The organism is Mesorhizobium sp. ISC11 (genome assembly GCF_037162595.1).
Taxonomy (GTDB): domain Bacteria; phylum Pseudomonadota; class Alphaproteobacteria; order Rhizobiales; family Rhizobiaceae; genus Mesorhizobium; species Mesorhizobium ciceri.
This window is the reverse complement of record NZ_JAVSPW010000001.1, coordinates 6,022,731-6,043,156: the sequence shown is the minus strand read 5'-3', so window position 1 is coordinate 6,043,156 and position 20,426 is coordinate 6,022,731. Positions and strand designations below refer to the sequence as shown.

The window sequence follows — 20,426 nt, the reverse complement described above, 5'->3', positions numbered from 1 at the left end:
TTAAGCGAGGCCAAGCGTGGTGACGATCATGTCGATCGCCTTGATGCCGACGAAAGGCACGATGAGGCCGCCGAGGCCGTAGACGAGAAGATTGCGGCTGAGCAGCGCGCCGGCGCCGATGGCCCGATATTTGACGCCCTTCAGCGACAGCGGGATCAGCGCGATGATGATCAGCGCGTTGAAGATGATGGCCGACAGGATGGCACTCTGCGGCGTCGCCAGATGCATGACGTTAAGTGCCTGCAGCGGGCCGGTCGTCTGTCCCGGTGCGACGTAGAAGACGGCGAACATCGCCGGGATGATGGCGAAATACTTGGCGACGTCATTGGCGATCGAGAAGGTCGTCAGCGAGCCCCGCGTCATCAAGAGCGCCTTGCCGATCTCGACGATCTCGATGAGCTTGGTCGGATCGCTGTCGAGATCGATCATGTTGCCGGCCTCGCGGGCGGCGACCGTGCCGGTGTTCATGGCGACACCGACATCGGCTTGCGCGAGGGCCGGCGCATCGTTGGTGCCGTCGCCGCACATGGCAACCAGCTTGCCCTTGGCCTGTTCGTCGCGGATCAGCTTCAGCTTGTCCTCCGGTGTGGCCTGAGCGAGGAAGTCGTCGACGCCGGCTTCCGCGGCGATCGCCGCCGCCGTCATCGGGTTGTCGCCGGTGATCATCACCGTGCGGATGCCCATGCGGCGCAGTTCGGTGAAGCGCTCCCTGATGCCGCCCTTGACGATGTCCTTGAGGTGGATGACGCCGAGCAGGCGGCCGTCGCGTTCGACCGCCAGCGGCGTGCCGCCGGACTTGGCGATCTCGTCGGCGATGGCCTGGAGATCCCTGACGGTATCGCTGCCGGGCCGCGTGGCATGGGCTGCGACCGTCGATTGGTTGACATGGGCAAGCACGGAATCCACGGCGCCCTTGCGCACCGACGAACCATCGATGTCGACGCCGCTCATACGGGTCTGTGCTGTGAAGGGCACGAAGGTGGCGTGCAGCGTTGCCATGTCGCGGGCGCGGATGGCGTATTTCTCCTTGGCCAGCACGACGATGGAACGGCCTTCCGGCGTTTCGTCGGCGAGCGAGGCAAGCTGGGCCGCGTCGGCCAGTTCCTGTTCGGTGACGCCCTTGACCGGGCGGAACTGCGTCGCCTGGCGGTTGCCGAGCGTGATCGTGCCGGTCTTGTCGAGCAGCAGCGTGTCGACGTCGCCTGCGGCTTCCACGGCGCGACCCGACATGGCCAGCACGTTGAATCGCACCAGACGGTCCATGCCGGCGATGCCGATGGCCGAAAGCAGCGCCCCGATCGTGGTCGGGATCAAGGTGACGAACAGCGCCACCAGAACGGTCACCGAAATATAGCCGCCCGAATAGGAAGCAAAACTCGGGATCGTCGCGGTGGCCAGCACGAAGATCAGCGTCATGCCGACGAGCAGGATGTTGAGCGCGATCTCGTTCGGCGTCTTCTGGCGCTCCGCACCTTCGACCAGCGAGATCATGCGGTCGAGGAAGGTATGGCCGGAGGCGGCGGTGATGCGGACGCGAACCCAGTCGGACAGCACCTGCGTGCCGCCGGTGACCGCCGAACGATCGCCGCCGGATTCGCGGATCACCGGCGCGGATTCGCCCGTGATCGCGGCCTCGTTGACCGAAGCGACGCCTTCGATCACTTCGCCGTCGGACGGGATGATGTCGCCGGCCTCGACCAGCACGGCATCGCCGACCTTGAGGCTGGTGCCGGGCACAAGTTTGTATTTGGTGCGGTCTTCACCGGTCAAAAGCTTGGCCTTGGTCTCGGTGCGTGCCTTGCGCAGCGAATCCGCCTGCGCCTTGCCGCGGCCTTCTGCGACCGCTTCGGCGAAGTTGGCGAACAGCACGGTGAACCAAAGCCAGATGATGATCTGCAGCGTGAAGCCGAGATTGCCGCCGCCGGAGACCAGGTCCTTGACGAACAGCACGGTGGTGAGCGCCGAGACGACGGCAACGACGAACATCACCGGGTTCCTGGCCAGCGTGCGCGGGTCGAGCTTGCGGAAGGCGCCGCCGATGGCGGGAAGCAGGATGCTGGCATCCATGATGCTGGCTGATTTCGAGTTGCTCATTTTGAAGCTCCGGCTTCGGTGTTGTTGGACGGCACCGGATGATCGGATGCCGAAAAGAGATGGGGCGGCCCGTAGGCCAGCAGCCAGAGGACGAGCATGACTGCCGCAAGGCCGAGAAACGTCGACAGGGTCGGGAAAGGAGGAGGTCCCTCCTCCTTTCCGTGATCGTCCCTGTGGGCGACCTTGCGGCGCATGGCATTGAACCACGACATGGCGGCCTCAGAAGGTCTGCCCGTGAGCCATCGCCAGGTGCTCGATGATCGGCCCGACGGCGAGCGCGGGGAAGAAGGTGAGGCCACCGACGATCAGGATGACGCCGATCAGCAGCCCGACGAACAGCGGGCCGTCGGTCGGGAAGGTGCCGGCGGAGGCCGGAACCGTTTTCTTCGCCACCAGCGAGCCGGCAATGGCCAGCGCCGGGATGATGACCAGGAAGCGGCCCATCAGCATGCCGATGCCGATGGTGATGTTGTACCAGGGCGTGTTGCCGCTGAGGCCGCCAAAGGCCGAACCGTTGTTGGCCGCCGCCGACGTGTAGGCATAGAGGACCTCGGAGAAGCCGTGCGGGCCGGCATTGCCCATCGACGCCACGCCGGTCGGCAGCACGACGGCGATGGCCGTGAAGATCAGCATCGCCAGCGGCAGGCACAATATGGCCAGCATCGCCATCTTGACCTCCTTGGCCTCGATCTTCTTGCCGAGATATTCGGGCGTGCGACCGACCATCAGGCCGGCGACGAAGACGGCGACGACGATGTACATCAGGATGCCGTAGAGGCCCGCGCCGACACCGCCGACGATGACTTCGCCAAGCTGCATGTTGATGATCGGGATCATGCCGCCGAGCGCCGTGAACGAGCCGTGCATGGCGTTGACGGCGCCGCAGGAAGCGGCCGTGGTGATGACGGCAAACAGCGCCGACAAGGCGATGCCGAAACGTGTCTCCTTGCCCTCCATGTTGCCGCCGTCGATGCCCAGCGCATGCACCAGCGGGTTGCCGGCGGCTTCCGCCCAGTAGCAGATGGCGACACCGGCGATGAACATGACGCCCATGGCCGAGAGGATCGCCCAGCCCTGGCGCTGGTTGCCGATCATGCGGCCGAAGACATTGGTCAAGGCGGCGCCGATGGCGAAGATCGACACCATCTGGATCAGGTTGGAGATCGCGTCGGGGTTCTCGAACGGGTGCGCGGCATTGGCGTTGAAGAAGCCGCCGCCATTGGTGCCGAGCATCTTGATGGCCACCTGCGAAGCGACCGGGCCGACGGCGATGGTCTGCTGCGCGCCTTCGAGCGTCGTGGCGTTGACATAGGCGCCCAGCGTCTGCGGCATGCCGAGCCAGACATAGGCCAGCGTCAGCACGACGCAGAACGGCAGCAGCAAATAGAGTGTGGAGCGGGTCATATCGACCCAGAAATTGCCGATCGACTTGCCCGAAGCCCGGGCAAAGCCGCGGATCAGCGCGATGGCGATGGCAATGCCCGTGGCCGCCGAAACGAAGTTCTGCACCGTCAGCCCGGCCATCTGCACGAGATAGGACATCGTGCTCTCGCCACCATAGTTCTGCCAGTTGGTGTTGGTCATGAAGCTGGCGGCGGTGTTGAAGGCGAGCCCTGGTTCAACCGCTGTCATGCCGGCCGGGTTGTAGGGCAGGCTGCCCTGCAGGCGCTGCAGGGCGTAGAGCACCAGGAAGCCGGCAAGGTTGAAGAGCAGCAGGGCGACCGCATAGGTGGTCCAGTGCTGTTCCTCCCGTTCGCTGGTTCCGCAAACACGGTACAGCCCGCGCTCGAGCGGGCCGAAGACGGGCGAGAGCAGCGTCCGGTCGCCGTTGAAGACGCGGTGCATGTAGCCGCCGAGCGGCTTCACCAGCAATATGACGATCCCGCAATAGACCAGGATCTGTATCCAACCGTTCAGTGTCATGGCTGTGGCTTTCCGTGCCTTCAGAAGCGTTCTGGACGAACGAGGGCGTAGGTCAGGTAGGCGAGCAGGAACAGCGTAACGCCGCCACCGAGAATATAGTCGACGATCATTTTTTCAGCCTCGCTCTAGAGAGCGTCGCAAGCTTTTATGTAGGCGAAACAAAGGGCAAAGAACAAAATTCCGATTCCGATAACGGCCATATCCATTGTTTTTATTCCTTTTGTTCTTTTGTACTTTGCGAACTTGACAGGAGAGTTCGCAATATATCGAAAGTGTCCCGTCGCATCTTTGGCGACGAAACCGAATGTGTTTTCTGAAGGGAATATGGACCCGATCGCCATAAAGGTTCGAGACGGGGCGCAGTGGAAAGAAATAGGAATTTCATAAAGATTTTTGCGCGGGCTCTTCCCAACACTCCACGCAGGGGATTGTCGCGCACGCGGCCAGCCACAGGATTGCGATTTCCTTGCGAACTGCCGGAAACAGGAAAGCCCGGCTGGGGGTCAGCCGGGCCTTCTATGATGGTGTGGCTTTACCCGCCACGGAGAACATCAATCTTCAGGCGGCGTAGCCGCCATAGCCACGCGCAACGGCGTGCACGCCCGCCACCGGCTCGAGGTCCGGCCACAGGATACAAGAAGCTTGCGCAAACTGGACGAGCGCGTGGCGGGCCTGCTCGATGGTCACATAGCCTGGGATGGCGAGTTCACATGCTTCCACCGCGTTGCGGTAGAGCGGGCCGCGGCGGGAGGTCGTCCAATTGGTGAGGAAGTCGTGCATTTCGGCCAGCGACGCAATCTCGCGCTTGAAGCCAAGGCCGACCGAGAGTGCGACCGGGGAATGAAACAGCTTGTCGTGCATGAAGCGGGCTCCTGGTTTTTTTGCGCGCTTGGAGAGATATCCGGCGGGTCCGCGAACGGGACGCCCTGAAACGCGCAATGAGGCCGGAGGTTCCAGACTTGGGTCTTGGCGGTTTTTGATTGTGCCTGGTCGGCGAAATTATCAATTTCGCAGCGCAACGATCATGTGCCGGACGCTCAACGGCTCCGCTTCCACTTGGCGACGGCAGGCTCTCCAAAATCCCGAAGGAGCCATCGAGATCGCTTGCCGCCCTGAGGCTCACGCCTTCTTCACGAACTCGGTCTTGAGCACCAGGCCTTTCACTTGCTTGGTGTTGCATTCGATCTCGCCGGGATTGCCGTTCAGGCGGATAGCCTTCACCAACGTGCCGCGCTTGATCGTTTCCGAAGCGCCTTTGACTTTGAGGTCCTTGATCAGCGTGACGGAATCGCCGTCATTCAATTGAGCGCCATTGCTGTCGCGCACGATTACATCGTTCGGCATGCCATCTCCTGTGATTGGCAGGTTTCAAGGGCAGAGCGCGGCGGGATGTTTACCGCCCTGCTTCGCGCAGAGGCTCGGGCTTGTCCTGCGAAGCTCGTAGAGCGAAGCAGGATGGCGGAGAGAGCGGGATTCGAACCCGCGTTACGGTCTCCCGTAAACACACTTTCCAGGCGTGCGCCTTCAACCACTCGGCCACCTCTCCGTCCATGCATGTCGCGTCGGCCGGTTTTGCCGCGCGGGTTGGGGAGATGCACCTCCCTTGGGGCAAGACGGAACTTTCGCCATCGGCGTCGCCAACCAGCAAACGCCTTCCCCTGCACCTGAGCCGTCGAAGCAACAGGCGCGGGGCTCATCTAGTCGATCCGACGGCGAATGCCAAGCCATAACGGCAGTCTATTCGCTTTGCCGGCCACACAGTGTTTCACGAGGCCGCCGGCATGCCCGTTTTTGCGGGCGCCGCCGCTGCAATGGTGTGCACAGGCAGGACCGCAGGGACGGCCGCCCTTGACTTCCCCCGGAGTTGCCTGTCGGGTGCCGAGGCTTTGCGAGGGCATTGTGCGGACATGACATCGAGCAATGGACAGACGCCAGTCAGGCGGCCGGACAGCGGGCTGTCCTTCGTGCCGGTGGGCTGGCTTGTCTTCGTCATGGCGTGGTCGGTCTACGGCCTGATCTCCGTCTGGCCCGCGGTCGGCGCCACCGGCCTGCCAGACAGCGTGCTTTACCTTATCTATGGCGGGCTCGTCGTCGACATCGTCACCATCCTATGGGGGCTTTACCTGCTCGGCCTCGCCTTCGGCCGCTCGGCCCGCTTCCCGCGCCAGTTCACGATCTGGCAGATTGCCATAATCGTCGGGCTGCTGGTCATCCATGCCTATGCCCCTACGGTGCCGGGATTCGTCTTCTCGGGCCAGGCGCTTGTCATCACCGGCGCCGAAATCGCCATCGGCGCGCTCTGCATCTATCTGCTGCGCCATGGATCCGAAGCCGATGCCGTTTATGTCAATCCTAAAACCGAGAGCCCATCGGCCTTCGTCTCGGTCATCGCCGCGCTGCTCGGCATCGTCCTGGGCGCGGTCATCGGCGCCGTGGGCGGATTCGCCATCGGCTCGCTGATCGCCGATGCCACCGAGATGAGCTGTTTCGAGGGCGCCTGCGGCTATTTCGCCGTGTTCACCGGCCTGGCCGGTCTGGTGATCGGCGCCATCGGCGGCGGCGTTTTTGCTGTCTGGCGTGTCCACCGGCACAAAAGGAAGCCGGCCGCATAATTCGCGCGGGCAACAAATCCGGGTTCACACGGTCTTTGGAGACTTCGCCGGCGCGTCGGTTTGCGAGCACCAAACGCAAAAACCCGCCTGTGCGGCGGGTCATCGGCGCAAGTCAACGCCATACCGAAATTATTAGCATAGCTGCCCTCACATGTCAATGAAAAGCGACCCGACCGACTGTCGTCCGGCCCTCCGTTGACCTGAGTTTGGAGTCTGCAAATTCGCGTATGGCGATTGCGATCCAGCCATGCGCATTCTATCTCTGAAAAGCCCCTCGGGAGAGGACCAGCCCGGAGGAGGGTTCTGATGTTTCGCTTCGTCTTTCGTCTTGCCGCAATGATCGCGCTGTCGATTTCCGTCATCATGGCGGTGCTCGACGCGACACGCACAGTGGCGGCCTCCGTGCTGGTGCTGACCCCGCTCAACAGCAGTTGGCTGGCGGTCTCGCCCGACACGCGGGCCGCCTTCGAGACCTTCATCCGAACCAAGACCAGCCCGCTGCTGTGGGATGGCGCCATCGCCTGGGTGCTGAACCAGCCGGGCTTCGCCGTGTTCGCGGTGCTGGCTTTCCTGCTCTATGCGATAGGCTACAGGCGGCAACGTCGCGCCGGACAGTTCGTCGCAAACTGATCCGCTTTCCGCGAAGAGAGGGAAACCCGCGCATGTTCTTTCTCAGCGACATGCTGAACAAGAAGCTCAATCTGCCGAAGCCCTCCGAGGCCCTGCCGGGCCGCGCCAGGGCGATCCCGACCGCATCCAGGCACAAGGTCTTGAAAAGACCGCTCAAGGGTCCTTATCCCGAGGGGCTGGAGACGGCCATGTTCGGGCTCGGCTGCTTCTGGGCTGCGGAGCGGCTGTTCTGGCAGATCGAAGGCGTCTGGGTCACCGCGGCCGGCTATGCCGGCGGCTTCACGCCCAATCCGACCTATCAGGAGACCTGCACCGGGCTAACCGGTCATGCCGAAGCGGTGCTGGTGGTCCATGACCCCGGGATCGTCTCCTATGCTGGGCTTCTGAAGCTGTTCTGGGAAAGCCACGATCCCACGCAGGGCATGCGCCAGGGCAATGATGTCGGCACCGCCTATCGCTCAGCGATCTACACGAGCGACGAGGCGCAATTGTTGGCGGCGAGCGCCTCGCGCGATGCGTATGAGACCTCGCTGCGCGGTGCCGGCCACGGCAGGATCACCACCGAGATCGCCCCGGCGGCCGAATTCTACTTCGCCGAAGCCGATCACCAGCAATATCTGGCAAAGAACCCTTACGGCACGTGCAACCTCAAAGGCACCGGTGTCGCTTGCGCCATCCCTGCCGCCGCCTCCGCCTGACACTTGGCGCAAGGACAAGCTGCGGTGCGGCTTGCCTGCACAAAGCTTTTCCAAAAGGTCAAAATTCCGCGTGAATTTTGTTTCGGGCCATGCCAGATTGCCGCCGAGCGGGAGGGAATACACTCCTGGCTGACGTCGCATGCCTGCCGGAGAACCGGGCCGGCATGCGGTGCGTAACGGAAAAAATAACCGACAGGGTGTGGATCACATGAAACGTATCGTTCTCGGCCTCCTGGCCGCAACCGCAATGGTTCTTCCGGCTTTCGCCGCGGATGTCCAGCCGGCCATCCTCTATGATCTCGGCGGCAAATTCGATAAATCCTTCAACGAGGCTGCCTATCACGGCGCCGAGAAATTCAAGACGGAAACCGGCACGGCCTACGTCGAATTCGAGGTCTCCAATGCCTCGCAGCGTGAGCAGGCGCTGCGCCGCTTCGCCGAGGACGGCCACAACCCGATCGTCATGGCCGGCTTCGCCTGGGAGGATGCGCTGAAGAAGGTCGCGGCCGAATATCCCGATCTCAACTTCGCCATCATCGACGACGCCGTCGACATGCCCAATGTCCGCTCGCTGGTATTCAAGGAAAACGAAGGCTCCTATCTCGTCGGCATCATGGCGGCGATGGCCTCGAAGTCGAAGAAGGTCTCCTTCGTCGGCGGCATGGACATCCCGCTGATCCGCAAGTTCGAATGCGGCTATGTCGGCGGTGCCAAATCGGCCGGCGCGACCGATGTCATCCAGAACATGACGGGTGACACGCCGGCTGCCTGGAACGATCCGGCCAAGGGCGGCGAGATCGCCAAGACGCAGATCGACCAGGGCTCCGACGTGGTCTATGCCGCGGCAGGCGGCACCGGCGTCGGCGTGCTGCAGGCGGCGGCAGATGCCGGCAAGCTCGGCATCGGCGTCGATTCCAACCAGAACGGCCTGCAGCCCGGCAAGGTACTGACCTCGATGCTGAAGCGCGTAGACGTCGCCGTCTACACCGCCTTCATGGACGGCAAGAACGGCACCTTCAAGGGCGGCGTCGAGAATCTCGGCCTCAAGGAAGGCGGCGTCGACTACGCCATGGACGAAAACAACAAGGCGCTGGTGACGGACGAGATGAAGGCGGCCGTCGAAAAAGCCAAGGCCGACATCATTGCCGGCAAGGTCGAAGTACACGACTATACGACTGACAACGCCTGCCCCTATTGAGCGGCACGAACACACAGCCATGATCTGCAAACCGCCGGGCGCCAGCCCGGCGGTTTTGCCTTTACCGGATCGAGCGAAACCTTCGCTCCGTGCCGGACACCGTTTCGAGATACAGATGCAGCCGACGATCGGACCCATGGGCGAGCACGACGTAGCAGCGGTCGCGCAACTGCGCCTGTCTGCCTTTTTCGAGGGAACCGGAAGGACTCTCGGGGAAGATGCTGCAGGGCTTCGCGACTTGATCGCCGGTGACGGTTTCGAGGCGGCATTCGTGGCCCGGATCGGCGACACCCCGGTCGGGACATGCCTGCTGGTCCGCCACGAATTGGAGCCCGCGCATGATCTGACGCCATGGCTGGCCGGGTTGGTTGTCGATGCAAGGTATCGACGCCAAGGCATCGCCACCGCGCTGGTCAAGGCAACGGAAGCCCATGCGGCGTCACGGGGCGTCGAGATGCTCTATCTCTACACATGGGATGCGCGTGGTTTCTACGCGGCCCTCGGCTGGAACATCGTTGAGATATGCAGTTCGGACGGCGAGACGATGGCTCTGATGTCTCGCCGGCCTCGCCTATAGCAGCTTCGCGACGAGACAACCGAGCGCGAACGCCACCATCAGTCCGGCGGCAACCACAAATCCACGCCGGCCGCCCAGCGCGTGGACGCCGACGCCGTATGGCCGCTGCGACAGGCTTCGGATCACGGTTGGCGGCCTGGCGTCGCTCAGGCCAGAACTACGCATCTGCGGCAGGTCGCCAATGCGCTGCGTGATCTGCTTCCAGCGCTCTTCGCCATCCCCCGGTTCGGCACGGTCGAAGACGTGCATGCGCTCGGCAAGTCGCACGACCTCGTCGCGGAAGGCCGGGTCGATCTCCAGATCACGTTCGGCCCGTTCGCGCTCCGCATCGTTCATCAGGCCACGCACATAGTCGCTGGCCCGTGCAATGCGATCGCTTTCACTGGCCATGGCGTGCGCCCTTCCCTTTTTCCTCACCAGTGCGGCGGCTTGGCTACAGGCACTTCATCTCCCGTCTGCTCCTCCAGCGCCAGGAAACGATCCGTCAGCGCGTCGAGCTTGCGCTGCATGCGCTCGATCACTTTCCACTGCTCGGCGATCTGGCCGGACAGTTCCTCGATGGTCTTCTCCTGCTCGGCGGCGCGGATTTCCAGCGTCGTCAGCCGGTTGGCGGGCATGGTCATGTGAATTCCCCAGTCTTCACCGCGATGTCTTGCGCCGCGATGTCTTGCGCCGCAATGCGAATTTCGGCTCCGTCATACTAGCGAATGTGAAGGCCCCGGCCACGTTGCAAATTGACAAGCGCACCGGGATTTGTCGAGAGTGAACCTGCTCCGCCAATTGGCACGGGCGGAGCGTCATGCTAGGCGTTTTGACCAAGCGATAAAAAAATAAGAGTGGGACAGGCTGCATGGCGCAAGCCGCAATCGAGTTGATCGGCATCAACAAGAGTTTTGGTGCGGTGCGCGCCAACCGGGACATCAATCTTGAGATCGGTCGCGGCACGATCCACGGCATTGTCGGCGAGAACGGCGCTGGCAAGTCGACGCTGATGTCGATCCTCTACGGCTTCTACCAGGCCGACAGCGGCGAGATCCGCGTTGGCGGCCAGCCGGCTTCGATCAAGACCCCCAATGACGCCATCGCGCTCGGCATCGGCATGGTGCATCAGCACTTCATGCTGGTCGACAATTTCACGGTGCTGGAGAACGTCATCCTCGGCGCCGAAAGCGATGCGCTCTTGAAGAAGAGCATCGCCAAGGCGCGCTCCGAACTGGAGCGGCTGGAGCGTGAATACGGGCTGGAAGTCGATCCCGATGCAATCATCGAGGAACTGCCGGTCGGCCTGCAGCAGCGTGTCGAGATCCTGAAGGCGCTCTATCGCGGCGCCGAGATCCTGATCCTCGACGAGCCGACGGGCGTTTTGACGCCGGCCGAGGCCGACCATCTGTTCCGCATCCTTCGGCAGTTGAAGGACCAGGGCAAGACGGTGGTGCTGATCACCCACAAACTGCGCGAGATCATGGCCATCACCGACACGGTGTCGGTCATGCGCCAGGGCACGATGGTGGCGACGCGCGAGACCAGGAAGACGACTGTCGAGGAACTGGCCGAGCTGATGGTCGGCCGGCGCGTGCTCTTGCGGGTCGAGAAGGGCGAGGCAGAGGCCGGCGCCGTCAAGCTCGCAGTCAAGAACCTGACGGTCAGGGATACGCGCGGCGTCACCATGGTCGACGACATCTCCTTCGATATCAGGGCCGGCGAGATCGTCGGCATCGCCGGTGTCGCCGGCAACGGACAATCCGAACTGCTCGAGGCGATTTCCGGCATCAGGCGTGCCGTTTCCGGCTCGGTCATGCTGGATGGCAAGCCGATCGACCTGACCGGTGCCGCCGACCCCGGAGAGTTGCGCGACCGTGGCTTGGCGCATGTGCCGGAGGACCGCCATCACGTCGGGCTGGTGCTGGCCTTCGAGGAGAACGAGAATTCGATCCTCGGCTATCACGATGATCCCCGCTATTTGAAGGGGCCGTTCCTCAACATCGATGCCATCCGCAACGATGCCAGGGACAAGATCGCCAAATACGACATCCGCCCGGCCGACTGCCGGCTGAAGACCGCCAATTTCTCCGGCGGCAACCAGCAGAAGATCGTGCTGGCACGGGAGATGGAACAGGACCCGGGCGTGCTGATCGTCGGCCAGCCGACACGCGGCGTCGATGTCGGCGCCATCGAGTTCATCCACAAGCGCCTGATCGCCATGCGCGACCAGGGCAAGGCGGTGCTGGTGGTGTCGGTCGAGCTGGACGAGATCCGTTCGCTGTCCGACCGTATCCTGGTGATGTTTGCCGGCCGCATCGTCGGCGAGCGCGGCTCCGAAGCGACCGAGGGCGAGCTCGGCCTGCTGATGGCCGGCATCGAGCACCAGGAGGCAGCACTTTGAGCACGCCTTACGCCAAACTGCCGGCCTGGGCCGACTATGGCCTGATCCCGCTGATCAATCTGTTCGTCGCCTTCGTCGTCGCCGGCTTCGTCGTGCTTCTGGTCGGCGAGAATCCGTTGCGCGCCGCCGTCATCCTGGTCGAAGGCGCCTTCGGCAAAGGCACAGGCATCGCCTTCACCCTGTTTTATGCCACCACCTTCATCTTCACCGGGCTTTCGGTGGCGGTGGCCGCGCATTGCGGCCTGTTCAACATCGGCACCGAGGGGCAGGCCTACATCGCCGGCCTTGGCATCGCCATCGTCTGCCTGAGCTTCGACAGCACACTGCCATGGTGGCTGACCTTCCCGCTGGCGATCATTGCTGCGGCGGCGGTGGGCGCATTGTGGGCGCTTATCCCGGCCTATCTGCAGGCCAAGCGTGGCTCGCACATCGTCATCACCACCATCATGTTCAACTTCATCGCCGCCTCGATCATGGTTTACCTGCTGGTCGGCCCGTTGAAGCCAGCCGCCTCGCAAGCGCCGCAGACGCGCAACTTCCTCGCCGGCGCGGAATTGCCCAAACTCAACTGGATCATCGAGCTGTTCGGCGCCAAGATCCGTTCGGCGCCGCTCAACGTCACCTTCCTGCTGGCGCTGGTCATGGCCTTCCTGGTCTGGCTGCTGATCTGGCGCACCAAGCTCGGCTACGAGATGCGCACCTACGGTCACAGCCCGAAGGCGGCACGCTATGCCGGCATTTCCGAGACCCGCATCATCATCACCGCCATGATGATCTCGGGCGCACTGGCCGGCATGATGGCGCTCAATCCGGTGATGGGCGATCAGCACAATGTCGCCATCGACTTCGTTTCCGGCGCCGGCTTCGTCGGCATCGCCGTGGCGCTGATGGGCCGCCTGCACCCTGTCGGCATCGTATTGGCGGCGGTCCTGTTCGGCATGCTCTACCAGGGCGGCGCCGAACTCGCCTTCGAGATGCCGGCAATCAGCCGCGACATGATCGTCATCATTCAAGGCCTGGTGATCCTGTTTGCCGGTGCCCTCGAGCACATGTTCCGGCCCTACATCCAGGCGCTGTTTGCCTCGTTCAGTCCGCGATCGGTCGGCATGGAAGCGGTCAAGGGGAAAGGTGCCTGAGATGGATGTGTTCAACGCGATCATCCAGACACTGGACTCCACCATCCGCCTCTCGGTGCCGCTGTTGCTTGCTTGCCTCGCCGGGCTCTATTCGGAACGCGCCGGCATCTTCGACATCGGCCTCGAAGGCAAGATGCTTGTCGGCGCCTTCGCCGGAGCGGCCGCAGCTTCCGTGTTCCATTCGGCCTTTCTCGGCCTCGGCATGGCGGTCGTGATCTCGGTCGCCTTCGCCATGATCCACGGCTTTGCCTCGATCACTCATCGCGGCAACCAGATCGTCTCCGGCGTGGCGATCAATTTCATCGCCGCCGGCTCAACCATCATCCTCGGCCAGGCCTGGTTCCAGCAGGGCGGGCGCACGCCGGCGCTGCAACCGGGCGAGCGCTTCGAGGCCATCACCTTGCCGGGCGCCGAGGCCATCCGCGACGTGCCGATCATCGGACCGATCTATGCCGAACTCCTGTCGGGCCACTCGATCCTGGTCTATCTTGCCTTCCTGATGGTGCCGTTCACCTGGTGGGTGCTGTTTCGCACCCGCTTCGGCCTGCGCCTTCGCGCCGTCGGCGAGAACCCGGCCGCCGTCGACACCGCCGGCATCTCGGTCGCCTGGCTGCGCTACCGGGCGCTGATCTGCACCGGCATCCTCACCGGCATTGCCGGCGCCTACCTGTCGATGGTGCAAAATGGCGGCTTCGTGAAGGACATGACTGCCGGCAAGGGCTATATCGCGCTGGCAGCCTTGATCTTCGCCAAGTGGAAGCCGGTCAACGCCATGTTCGCCTGCCTGCTGTTTGGCTTCCTGGACGCTGCGTCGATCCGCCTGCAAGGATCCCCGCTGCCCATCATCGGCAAGGTGCCGGCGCAGTTCATGCAGGCGTTGCCCTACATCCTCACCGTCATCCTGCTCGCCGGCTTCATCGGCAAGGCAATCCCGCCACGCGCCGGCGGCGTGCCTTATGTCAAGGAACGTTGAGCGACGGGTCGGCTTTGCGCCGGGTTTTGAACACGATCATCGGAGAGAACGCTGAATGTCGCATGATCTGTTCGAGGCCGCCAAGGCCGCCATGGCCAAGGCCTACGCGCCCTATTCTAAGTTTCCGGTCGGCGCTGCCTTGCGCACCGAGGACGGGCGCGTCTTTACCGGCGCCAACATCGAAGTCGCCTCCTATCCGGAAGGCTGGTGCGCCGAGACCACGGCGCTCGGCCACTACATTATGGGCGGCGGCGGCAAGATCGTGGAAATCGCCGTGCTTGCCGAACGCATGGCCAAATGCTCGCCTTGCGGCGGCTGCCGCCAGCGGCTTGCCGAATTCTGCCGGCCGGAAACAAAGCTCTATCTCTGCGACAATGCGGGTGTGGCCGAAACCGTGACCATGGGCGACATGCTGCCTTACGGCTTCCGCGGCGATATTTTGAAATGAGCAACGGGCTCAAATGAACAGCTGGCAACGATGACGGAAAAAGCCCTGGATCATCTCGTCGAAAAGCTGGACGGCCTGGCGCCGGCCACGGCACTGGTGCTCGGCTCGGGCCTCGGCGGTCTGGTCGACCAGATCGAGGACCCGATCCGCATCTCCTATGCCGACCTGCCCGGCTTTCCCAGAAGCGGTGTCACCGGGCACGCCGGCGAAGTGGTGGCAGGGCTGTTTGCCGGCGTGCCGGTGCTGCTGCTGTCGGGCCGTGCCCATTACTATGAGCACGGCAACGCCGCGGCGATGCGGCCGGTGCTGGAAGTGCTTGCCGGCATCGGCATCACGAAACTGATCCTCACCAATGCCGCCGGCTCGGTCGATCCGGACATGCCGCCGGGCTCGGTGATGCTGATATCGGACCACATCAATTTCTCGGGCACCAACCCGCTGATCGGCGAACCAAGCGACCGGCGTTTCGTCGGCCTGACCGAAGCCTATGATGCCGGCATCCGCCAGGCCATCGAGCGGGCGGCAAAAGCGACCGGCACCACCCTGCACAAGGGCGTCTATATGTGGTTCTCCGGCCCATGCTTCGAAACGCCGGCCGAAATCCGCATGGCGCGCATCATGGGCGCCAATGCGGTCGGCATGTCGACCGTACCGGAGGTCATTCTCGCCCGCTTCCTCGGACTGCGCGTCGCCGCCTGTTCGGTCATCACCAATCTGGCGGCCGGCATGACCGGGGCCGAGCTTTCGCACCAGGAGACCAAGGACATGGCGCCGGTCGGCGGCGCGCGGCTGGCGACGATCCTGCAGCGCGTGTTCCGCGACGGACTGCTGGAGATCTGATGCTTCCCCAGGAAATCATCCGCCGCAAGCGCGATGGCCTGAGGCTGTCGGAGGAGGAGATCGCCGGCTTCGTCGCGGGCGTGACGTCAGGCGCCGTTACCGACGGCCAGGCCGGCGCCTTCGCCATGGCGGTGTTCTTCAACGGCATGAACCGCGACGAGGCCGTGGCGCTGACGCTGGCGATGCGCGATTCCGGCGATGTGCTCGACTGGTCGGACCTGCCTGGCCCGGTCACCGACAAGCATTCGACCGGCGGCGTCGGTGACAATGTCTCGCTGATGCTGGCGCCGATCGTCGCCGCCTGCGGCGCCTATGTGCCGATGATCTCGGGCCGTGGCCTTGGCCACACCGGCGGTACGCTGGACAAGATGGATGCCATCCCGGGCTACATCAGCCAGCCCGATGTCGCGCTGTTTCGCAAGGCGGTGCTCGAAACAGGCTGTGCCATCATCGGCCAGACCGCCGACCTCGCGCCCGCCGATCGACGACTCTATGCGATCCGCGACGTCTCCGGCACGGTCGAATCGGTGCCGCTGATCACCGCTTCGATCCTGTCGAAGAAGCTGGCGGCCGGGCTGCAATCGCTGGTGCTCGACGTCAAGGTCGGCAACGGCGCCTTCATGGAAAAATCGCGCGACGCCACCGCACTCGCCAACAGCCTGGTTGAGATCGCCAACGGCGCCGGACTGAAGGCCTCGGCGTTGATCACCGGCATGAACGAGCCGCTGGCGTCGGCCGCCGGCAACGCAGTCGAGGTGCGCAACGCCGTCGATTTCCTCACCGGCCGGTATCGTGACCGTCGGCTCGAAGATGTGACGCTGGCGCTGGCCGCCGAAATGCTGCAGTCGGCCGGGCTGGTGTCGTCCAACCAGGATGGCATGCGGCGCGCCACCGAGACGCTCGCCAGCGGCCGCGCCGCCGCCACTTTCGCACGCATGGTGGCCGCGCTTGGCGGCCCCGCCGATTTCATCGAGAAACCGGAAAAATATCTGCCTGCGGCGGCGATCGAACTTGCCGTCAAGGCGACCGCAAATGGCTTCGTCACCGGCATCGCCACCCGCGATATCGGGCTCGCCGTGGTCGGCCTGGGAGGTGGACGCACGCGGCCGGACGACCAGATCGACCCTGCGGTCGGCATCACCAGACTATTGCCGGTCGGTGCGGAGGTTGGGATCGGCGAGCCGCTGGCGCTGATCCATGCCCGCTCATCGGCCGATGCCGAGGCCGCCGCGGCAACCGTGCTTTCGGCCTATATGGTCGGCGCCTCGAAGCCGCCCGCCGACAAGTCGGTCATCCGGCGGATTCTGCCGCGCGGCTAGAGCAATTCCAGGAAAAGTGTGAAACGGTTCTCCCTGGGAAAAGCGCATAGCGCTTTCCCTTGGGAATTTGGGAAAACGAATAGCCTTACTGGACGAGCAGCAGCGTGCCGTTCTCGACCTGGTATTTGTCGAGCCGGTTGAGGAAGCTCATGCCGATCAGATTGGTGCGCAGCGCCCTGTCGTCGAGCACGATGGTCTGGACGTCATTGACGGTGATGCTGCCGATCTGCAGGCGGTCGATCATGGCCACGGCCGCCTTGATGGTGCCGTTGGCGGTGTTGACCTGGCGATTGAAGTCGGAAGCGTTCAGCGACAGGCCGATCCTGCGTGCCGTCGAAATGTTGATGGCGACCAATGTAGCGCCGGTGTCGATCATGCCGTCGACCTGACGTCCGTTGAGCTTGAAGGGTGACGAGAAATGCCCGCGTTCGTCTGCCGCGACGAGGACCTTGCGGCCCATCGGCAGCGGTGCCGCGGGCTTGTTGGGCACCGATGCCAGATTGACGTTCGGCTGGGCTTCGACCGCTTGTTTGCCCGGCACCGCCGACCTCAGCAGGTTTTCGACGAGTTGCGGATTCGACTGATACACAATCGGTACCGATGCCGATGTACCGGCGAAAACGGCGAGGATCAGAAGTTTGCGCAGCATGGATCGGCCTCGCCGCATGACCCCGAAAATCGGGAACGATTTTCGGAAAGGCTCATGCACAAAATCAAAGTGCTACAGCGTCCTTTGCGCGTCCGAAACGGACGCGCGGCGCTGTAGTGACAGCCGATCATTAAGCCCGGATGGTGTTTGCCGCTTTAACGCGCGCCAAAACCGCGCCTTTGCGTAAATATTTGGTAAATCGTACCAGGCGACTTGGTCTGATATTACTTGGTCCCGTACATGCGGTCGCCGGCGTCGCCGAGGCCGGGCATGATGTAGCCCTTCTCGTTGAGCTGGCGGTCGATCGAAGCGGTGAAGACGGGAACGTCCGGATGCGCCTTGATGAAGCGCTCGATGCCTTCGGGCGCCGCCAGCAGGCAAAGGAAACGGATGTTGGTGGCGCCGCGCTCTTTCAGCTTGTCGATCGCCGCGATCGCCGAATTGGCGGTGGCCAGCATCGGATCGACGACGATCACCAGCCGGTCGGCGAGGTCGCTCGGCGCCTTGAAGAAATATTCGACCGCCTCCAGCGTTTCGTGATCGCGGTAGAGACCGACATGGGCGACGCGCGCCGCCGGTACCAGGTCGAGCAGGCCTTCCAGCAAGCCGTTGCCGGCGCGCAGCACCGAGGCGAAGACCAGTTTCTTGCCCTCGAGCGTCGGCGCTTCCATCGTTTCCATCGGCGTTTCGATGGTCGTCGTCGTCAGTTCGAGATTGCGGGTGACCTCGTAGCCGAGCAGCAGCGAGATTTCGCGCAGCAGCCGGCGGAAGCCCGCCGTCGAGGTTTCCTTCTTGCGCATGATGGTCAGCTTGTGCTGGACAAGCGGGTGGTCGACGACGGTGACGCCCTGCATGGTGTTCTCCTGATGCCTGCGCCCGAAAATGCGCGCATCGCCCTTTCGGACGCGCCGCGCTTCAAGCTGCCTGGGCGAACCCTAGCGGCAATGCGCCGGCCAAGGAACCGCTTGGCCCGCACCGACCACAGCTTTGTCGGCGGAAATCAGCGTGCCGCGCTGTTCAACCGGGCAAGAAGTGCCGTCTTTGTCTTTCTATCGACGAAAGCGGCCTCGATGGCCGTTCTGGTGACGGCGGTCAGCGCCTTGTCGTTCATCGAGAAATGCTCGGCAGCGATATCGTATTCACGCTTGAGCGAGGTCCAGAAATAGGGCGGATCGTCGGAATTGAGCGTCACCTTGCAGCCTGCCGCCTGCAGGGCCGGAAACGGATGATCGGCGAAACTGTCGAACACCTTGAGCGCGATGTTGGAACCGGGGCAGCATTCCAGCACGATGCCCTCGTCGGCGATGCGCCGGACGAGGTCCAGGTTCTCGATGGCGCGCACGCCATGGCCGATGCGGGACGGACGGATGTGATCCAGCGCCGCCTGGACGGTCTCCCAGCCCGTCAGTTCGCCGGCATGGATGGTGATGCCGAGCCCGGCTTCGCGAGCGATCTCGAAAGCCCTGACATAGTCCTCCATATCACCGATCCGCTCATCGCCGGCAACGCCGAAACCGGTGACCAGCGGATGCCCGCAGCGCGCCGCGAAGCGCGCCGCCTGCTCGATCGACTCGACGCCGACATGGCGCACGCCGGTGACGATCATGCGGCCCTCGATGCCGGTCTTGGCCTTGGCGCGGGCCATGCCTTCGCCGAGCGCGTCGGTATAGGCCTTGGGCGACAGGCCGGCTTTTTTAGCGTGGTCCGGCGAGGTGAACACCTCGGAATAGATGGCGCCATCGCGGGCAAGGCTGGTCAGATAGTGGTCGGCCAGCCGCGCATAGTCCTCCTCGGTCCGGAACAGATCGGCGGAAAAATCATAAGCCGCCAGGAAGGAGGTGAAATCGTGCCAGACGAAGGAGCCGTTCTGGATATAGGGCGAGGTGTCCTTGCCGTATTTCTGCGCCTGGCGGATGACGAGTTCGGGCGCCGCTGCCCCTTCGATGTGGCAGTGCAGTTCCGCTTTCAAAGGCATTCAATCATCCCGTCGGTCCGTCCAGGTCTCGAAAACCCGCCACCTGGAAGCGCGGCTGAACACCGCGCCTTAAACAATAGCGCCCGCACCATCGATCGGCTATGGTCCCGCCGGTTTTATGACGGATCAAAAAAATGTCAGTTGAGAGAACCACGGCCGCGGGCGGCATGGAAACCTCCTATGGTTTCAAGCGTGTAGGGGCTGGCGACAAGCAGTCCCTGGTCAACGATGTTTTCCACAAGGTCGCCAACCGCTACGACCTGATGAACGATCTGATGTCGGCCGGCCTGCACCGGCTGTGGAAGGACGCCATGGTCACCTGGCTCAATCCGCCTAAACGGGCGGGCTGGAAGGTGCTCGACGTTGCCGGAGGCACCGGCGACATTGCCTTTCGCATCGTCGATGCCAGCCACGGCAATGCCCATGCCACCGTGCTCGACATCAATGGCTCGATGCTGGCTGTCGGCCGCGACCGGGCCGAAAAGAAGGGCCTGTCCGGCAACACCGATTTCGTCGAGGCCAATGCCGAGGAACTGCCCTTCCCTGATGCCACATTCGATGCCTATACCATCGCTTTCGGCATCCGCAACGTACCGCGCATCGAGGTGGCCTTGGGCGAAGCGTTTCGCGTGCTGAAGCCCGGTGGGCGCTTCCTGTGCCTGGAATTTTCCGAGGTCGAGATGCCGCTGCTCGACAAGGCCTATGAAGCCTGGTCGTTCAATGCCATTCCAAAGATCGGCAAGATGGTCACCGGCGACGGCGAGCCCTATTCCTATCTGGTCGAATCGATCGCCAGGTTTCCCAACCAGCAGAATTTCGCGACGATGATTTCCCGCGCCGGCTTCGACCGCGTTTCCTTCCGCAACTATTCCGGCGGTATTGCAGCACTTCATTCGGGCTGGAAGCTTTGAGGCCGGACCGCATTTCTCACAATCGACGCGTGCTATGCCGGTTCAAAGAGCCGGCAGGGT

23 protein-coding genes and 1 tRNA gene are annotated in these 20,426 nt (G+C 63.3%); 12 read left to right on the top strand and 12 right to left on the bottom strand.

Going from position 1 to position 20,426, the window contains the following annotated elements:
* The 7 genes from kdpB to RPF88_RS29230 form a co-directional block, all read right to left on the bottom strand.
* Positions 1-2,094, bottom strand: a complete 2,094-nt coding sequence (gene kdpB / locus RPF88_RS29260; protein ID WP_063168982.1) for a potassium-transporting ATPase subunit KdpB — start codon at positions 2,092-2,094, stop codon at positions 1-3.
* The gene (locus tag RPF88_RS29255; RefSeq protein WP_224621338.1) at positions 2,091-2,288 is read right to left on the bottom strand and encodes a hypothetical protein; all 198 of its coding nucleotides are present in this window, start codon (positions 2,286-2,288) and stop codon (positions 2,091-2,093) included. Before RPF88_RS29255 ends, kdpB begins: the two co-directional genes overlap by 4 nt.
* A 25-nt stretch (positions 2,289-2,313) precedes the next feature.
* Positions 2,314-4,017: a potassium-transporting ATPase subunit KdpA gene (gene kdpA / locus RPF88_RS29250; protein ID WP_064995589.1), complete on the bottom strand. Its 1,704-nt coding sequence runs from the start codon at positions 4,015-4,017 to the stop codon at positions 2,314-2,316.
* Positions 4,018-4,037: 20 nt separating this feature from the next.
* Positions 4,038-4,127: a K(+)-transporting ATPase subunit F gene (locus tag RPF88_RS29245; RefSeq protein WP_032808122.1), complete on the bottom strand. Its 90-nt coding sequence runs from the start codon at positions 4,125-4,127 to the stop codon at positions 4,038-4,040.
* Between the two features lie 448 nt (positions 4,128-4,575).
* On the bottom strand, positions 4,576-4,878 hold the full coding sequence (locus RPF88_RS29240) for a DUF982 domain-containing protein (protein WP_013529642.1): 303 nt from the start codon (positions 4,876-4,878) through the stop codon (positions 4,576-4,578).
* 258 nt (positions 4,879-5,136) lie between these two features.
* On the bottom strand, positions 5,137-5,361 hold the full coding sequence (locus RPF88_RS29235) for an alkylphosphonate utilization protein (RefSeq protein ID WP_337123650.1): 225 nt from the start codon (positions 5,359-5,361) through the stop codon (positions 5,137-5,139).
* 112 nt (positions 5,362-5,473) lie between these two features.
* Positions 5,474-5,563: transfer RNA gene (locus RPF88_RS29230), tRNA-Ser, on the bottom strand.
* Positions 5,564-5,924: 361 nt separating this feature from the next.
* Between RPF88_RS29230 and RPF88_RS29225 the strand changes: the two genes are divergently transcribed.
* The 5 genes from RPF88_RS29225 to RPF88_RS29205 all read left to right on the top strand — a co-directional run bounded on the left by RPF88_RS29225 (position 5,925) and on the right by RPF88_RS29205 (position 9,732).
* A complete protein-coding gene (locus tag RPF88_RS29225; RefSeq protein ID WP_245322014.1) occupies positions 5,925-6,629 on the top strand; it encodes a hypothetical protein in 705 nt (234 codons plus the stop codon).
* A 306-nt stretch (positions 6,630-6,935) separates the two neighbouring features.
* Entirely contained in the window at positions 6,936-7,259 is a 324-nt protein-coding gene (locus RPF88_RS29220; RefSeq protein ID WP_024502789.1) for a hypothetical protein, read from the top strand.
* A 32-nt stretch (positions 7,260-7,291) separates the two neighbouring features.
* Positions 7,292-7,957 carry a peptide-methionine (S)-S-oxide reductase MsrA gene (gene msrA / locus RPF88_RS29215; RefSeq protein WP_013529638.1) on the top strand — a complete coding sequence of 222 codons (666 nt, stop codon included), beginning with the start codon at positions 7,292-7,294 and terminating at the stop codon, positions 7,955-7,957.
* A 208-nt stretch (positions 7,958-8,165) separates the two neighbouring features.
* Positions 8,166-9,155: a BMP family lipoprotein gene (locus RPF88_RS29210; protein WP_013529637.1), complete on the top strand. Its 990-nt coding sequence runs from the start codon at positions 8,166-8,168 to the stop codon at positions 9,153-9,155.
* Between the two features lie 115 nt (positions 9,156-9,270).
* Positions 9,271-9,732, top strand: coding sequence for a GNAT family N-acetyltransferase (locus tag RPF88_RS29205; protein WP_013529636.1), 462 nt, complete (start codon positions 9,271-9,273; stop codon positions 9,730-9,732).
* Here RPF88_RS29205 and RPF88_RS29200 read toward each other — a convergent pair.
* Together RPF88_RS29200 and RPF88_RS29195 are read right to left on the bottom strand one after the other, a co-directional pair.
* Positions 9,727-10,122: a hypothetical protein gene (locus tag RPF88_RS29200; protein ID WP_127368211.1), complete on the bottom strand. Its 396-nt coding sequence runs from the start codon at positions 10,120-10,122 to the stop codon at positions 9,727-9,729. The two genes, RPF88_RS29205 and RPF88_RS29200, sit on opposite strands and share 6 nt — an antisense overlap.
* A 23-nt stretch (positions 10,123-10,145) precedes the next feature.
* Positions 10,146-10,355: a SlyX family protein gene (locus RPF88_RS29195; protein ID WP_337123646.1), complete on the bottom strand. Its 210-nt coding sequence runs from the start codon at positions 10,353-10,355 to the stop codon at positions 10,146-10,148.
* 227 nt (positions 10,356-10,582) lie between these two features.
* On the opposite strand from RPF88_RS29195, the gene RPF88_RS29190 reads away from it, so the two are divergent.
* The 6 genes from RPF88_RS29190 to deoA are packed head-to-tail and all read left to right on the top strand — an operon-like array spanning position 10,583 to position 16,831.
* On the top strand, positions 10,583-12,115 hold the full coding sequence (locus RPF88_RS29190; protein ID WP_013529633.1) for an ABC transporter ATP-binding protein: 1,533 nt from the start codon (positions 10,583-10,585) through the stop codon (positions 12,113-12,115).
* The gene (locus RPF88_RS29185) at positions 12,112-13,251 is read left to right on the top strand and encodes an ABC transporter permease (protein ID WP_024502793.1); all 1,140 of its coding nucleotides are present in this window, start codon (positions 12,112-12,114) and stop codon (positions 13,249-13,251) included. Before RPF88_RS29190 ends, RPF88_RS29185 begins: the two co-directional genes overlap by 4 nt.
* Before the next feature lies 1 nt (position 13,252).
* Positions 13,253-14,224 (top strand): ABC transporter permease, encoded by a 972-nt coding sequence (locus RPF88_RS29180; protein ID WP_013529631.1) that lies wholly within the window; start codon positions 13,253-13,255, stop codon positions 14,222-14,224.
* Positions 14,225-14,279: 55 nt separating this feature from the next.
* Positions 14,280-14,672 carry a cytidine deaminase gene (cdd, locus tag RPF88_RS29175; protein WP_013529630.1) on the top strand — a complete coding sequence of 131 codons (393 nt, stop codon included), beginning with the start codon at positions 14,280-14,282 and terminating at the stop codon, positions 14,670-14,672.
* Between the two features lie 30 nt (positions 14,673-14,702).
* The gene (locus RPF88_RS29170) at positions 14,703-15,512 is read left to right on the top strand and encodes a purine-nucleoside phosphorylase (protein WP_337123644.1); all 810 of its coding nucleotides are present in this window, start codon (positions 14,703-14,705) and stop codon (positions 15,510-15,512) included.
* Positions 15,512-16,831, top strand: coding sequence for a thymidine phosphorylase (deoA, locus tag RPF88_RS29165; RefSeq protein WP_275954499.1), 1,320 nt, complete (start codon positions 15,512-15,514; stop codon positions 16,829-16,831). The genes RPF88_RS29170 and deoA overlap by 1 nt, the downstream gene beginning before the upstream one ends.
* Positions 16,832-16,916: 85 nt before the next feature.
* On the opposite strand, the gene RPF88_RS29160 is transcribed toward deoA, so the two are convergent.
* From RPF88_RS29160 to RPF88_RS29150, 3 genes are all read right to left on the bottom strand, one after another.
* A complete protein-coding gene (locus RPF88_RS29160) occupies positions 16,917-17,480 on the bottom strand; it encodes a TIGR02281 family clan AA aspartic protease (protein ID WP_337123642.1) in 564 nt (187 codons plus the stop codon).
* 224 nt (positions 17,481-17,704) lie between these two features.
* On the bottom strand, positions 17,705-18,334 hold the full coding sequence (gene upp / locus RPF88_RS29155) for a uracil phosphoribosyltransferase (protein ID WP_013529626.1): 630 nt from the start codon (positions 18,332-18,334) through the stop codon (positions 17,705-17,707).
* A gap of 146 nt (positions 18,335-18,480) precedes the next feature.
* Positions 18,481-19,455 carry an adenosine deaminase gene (locus RPF88_RS29150; RefSeq protein ID WP_064995582.1) on the bottom strand — a complete coding sequence of 325 codons (975 nt, stop codon included), beginning with the start codon at positions 19,453-19,455 and terminating at the stop codon, positions 18,481-18,483.
* Between the two features lie 134 nt (positions 19,456-19,589).
* Between RPF88_RS29150 and ubiE the strand changes: the two genes are divergently transcribed.
* On the top strand, positions 19,590-20,366 hold the full coding sequence (ubiE, locus tag RPF88_RS29145) for a bifunctional demethylmenaquinone methyltransferase/2-methoxy-6-polyprenyl-1,4-benzoquinol methylase UbiE (RefSeq protein WP_013529624.1): 777 nt from the start codon (positions 19,590-19,592) through the stop codon (positions 20,364-20,366).
* The last annotated feature ends 60 nt before the right edge of the window (positions 20,367-20,426 follow it).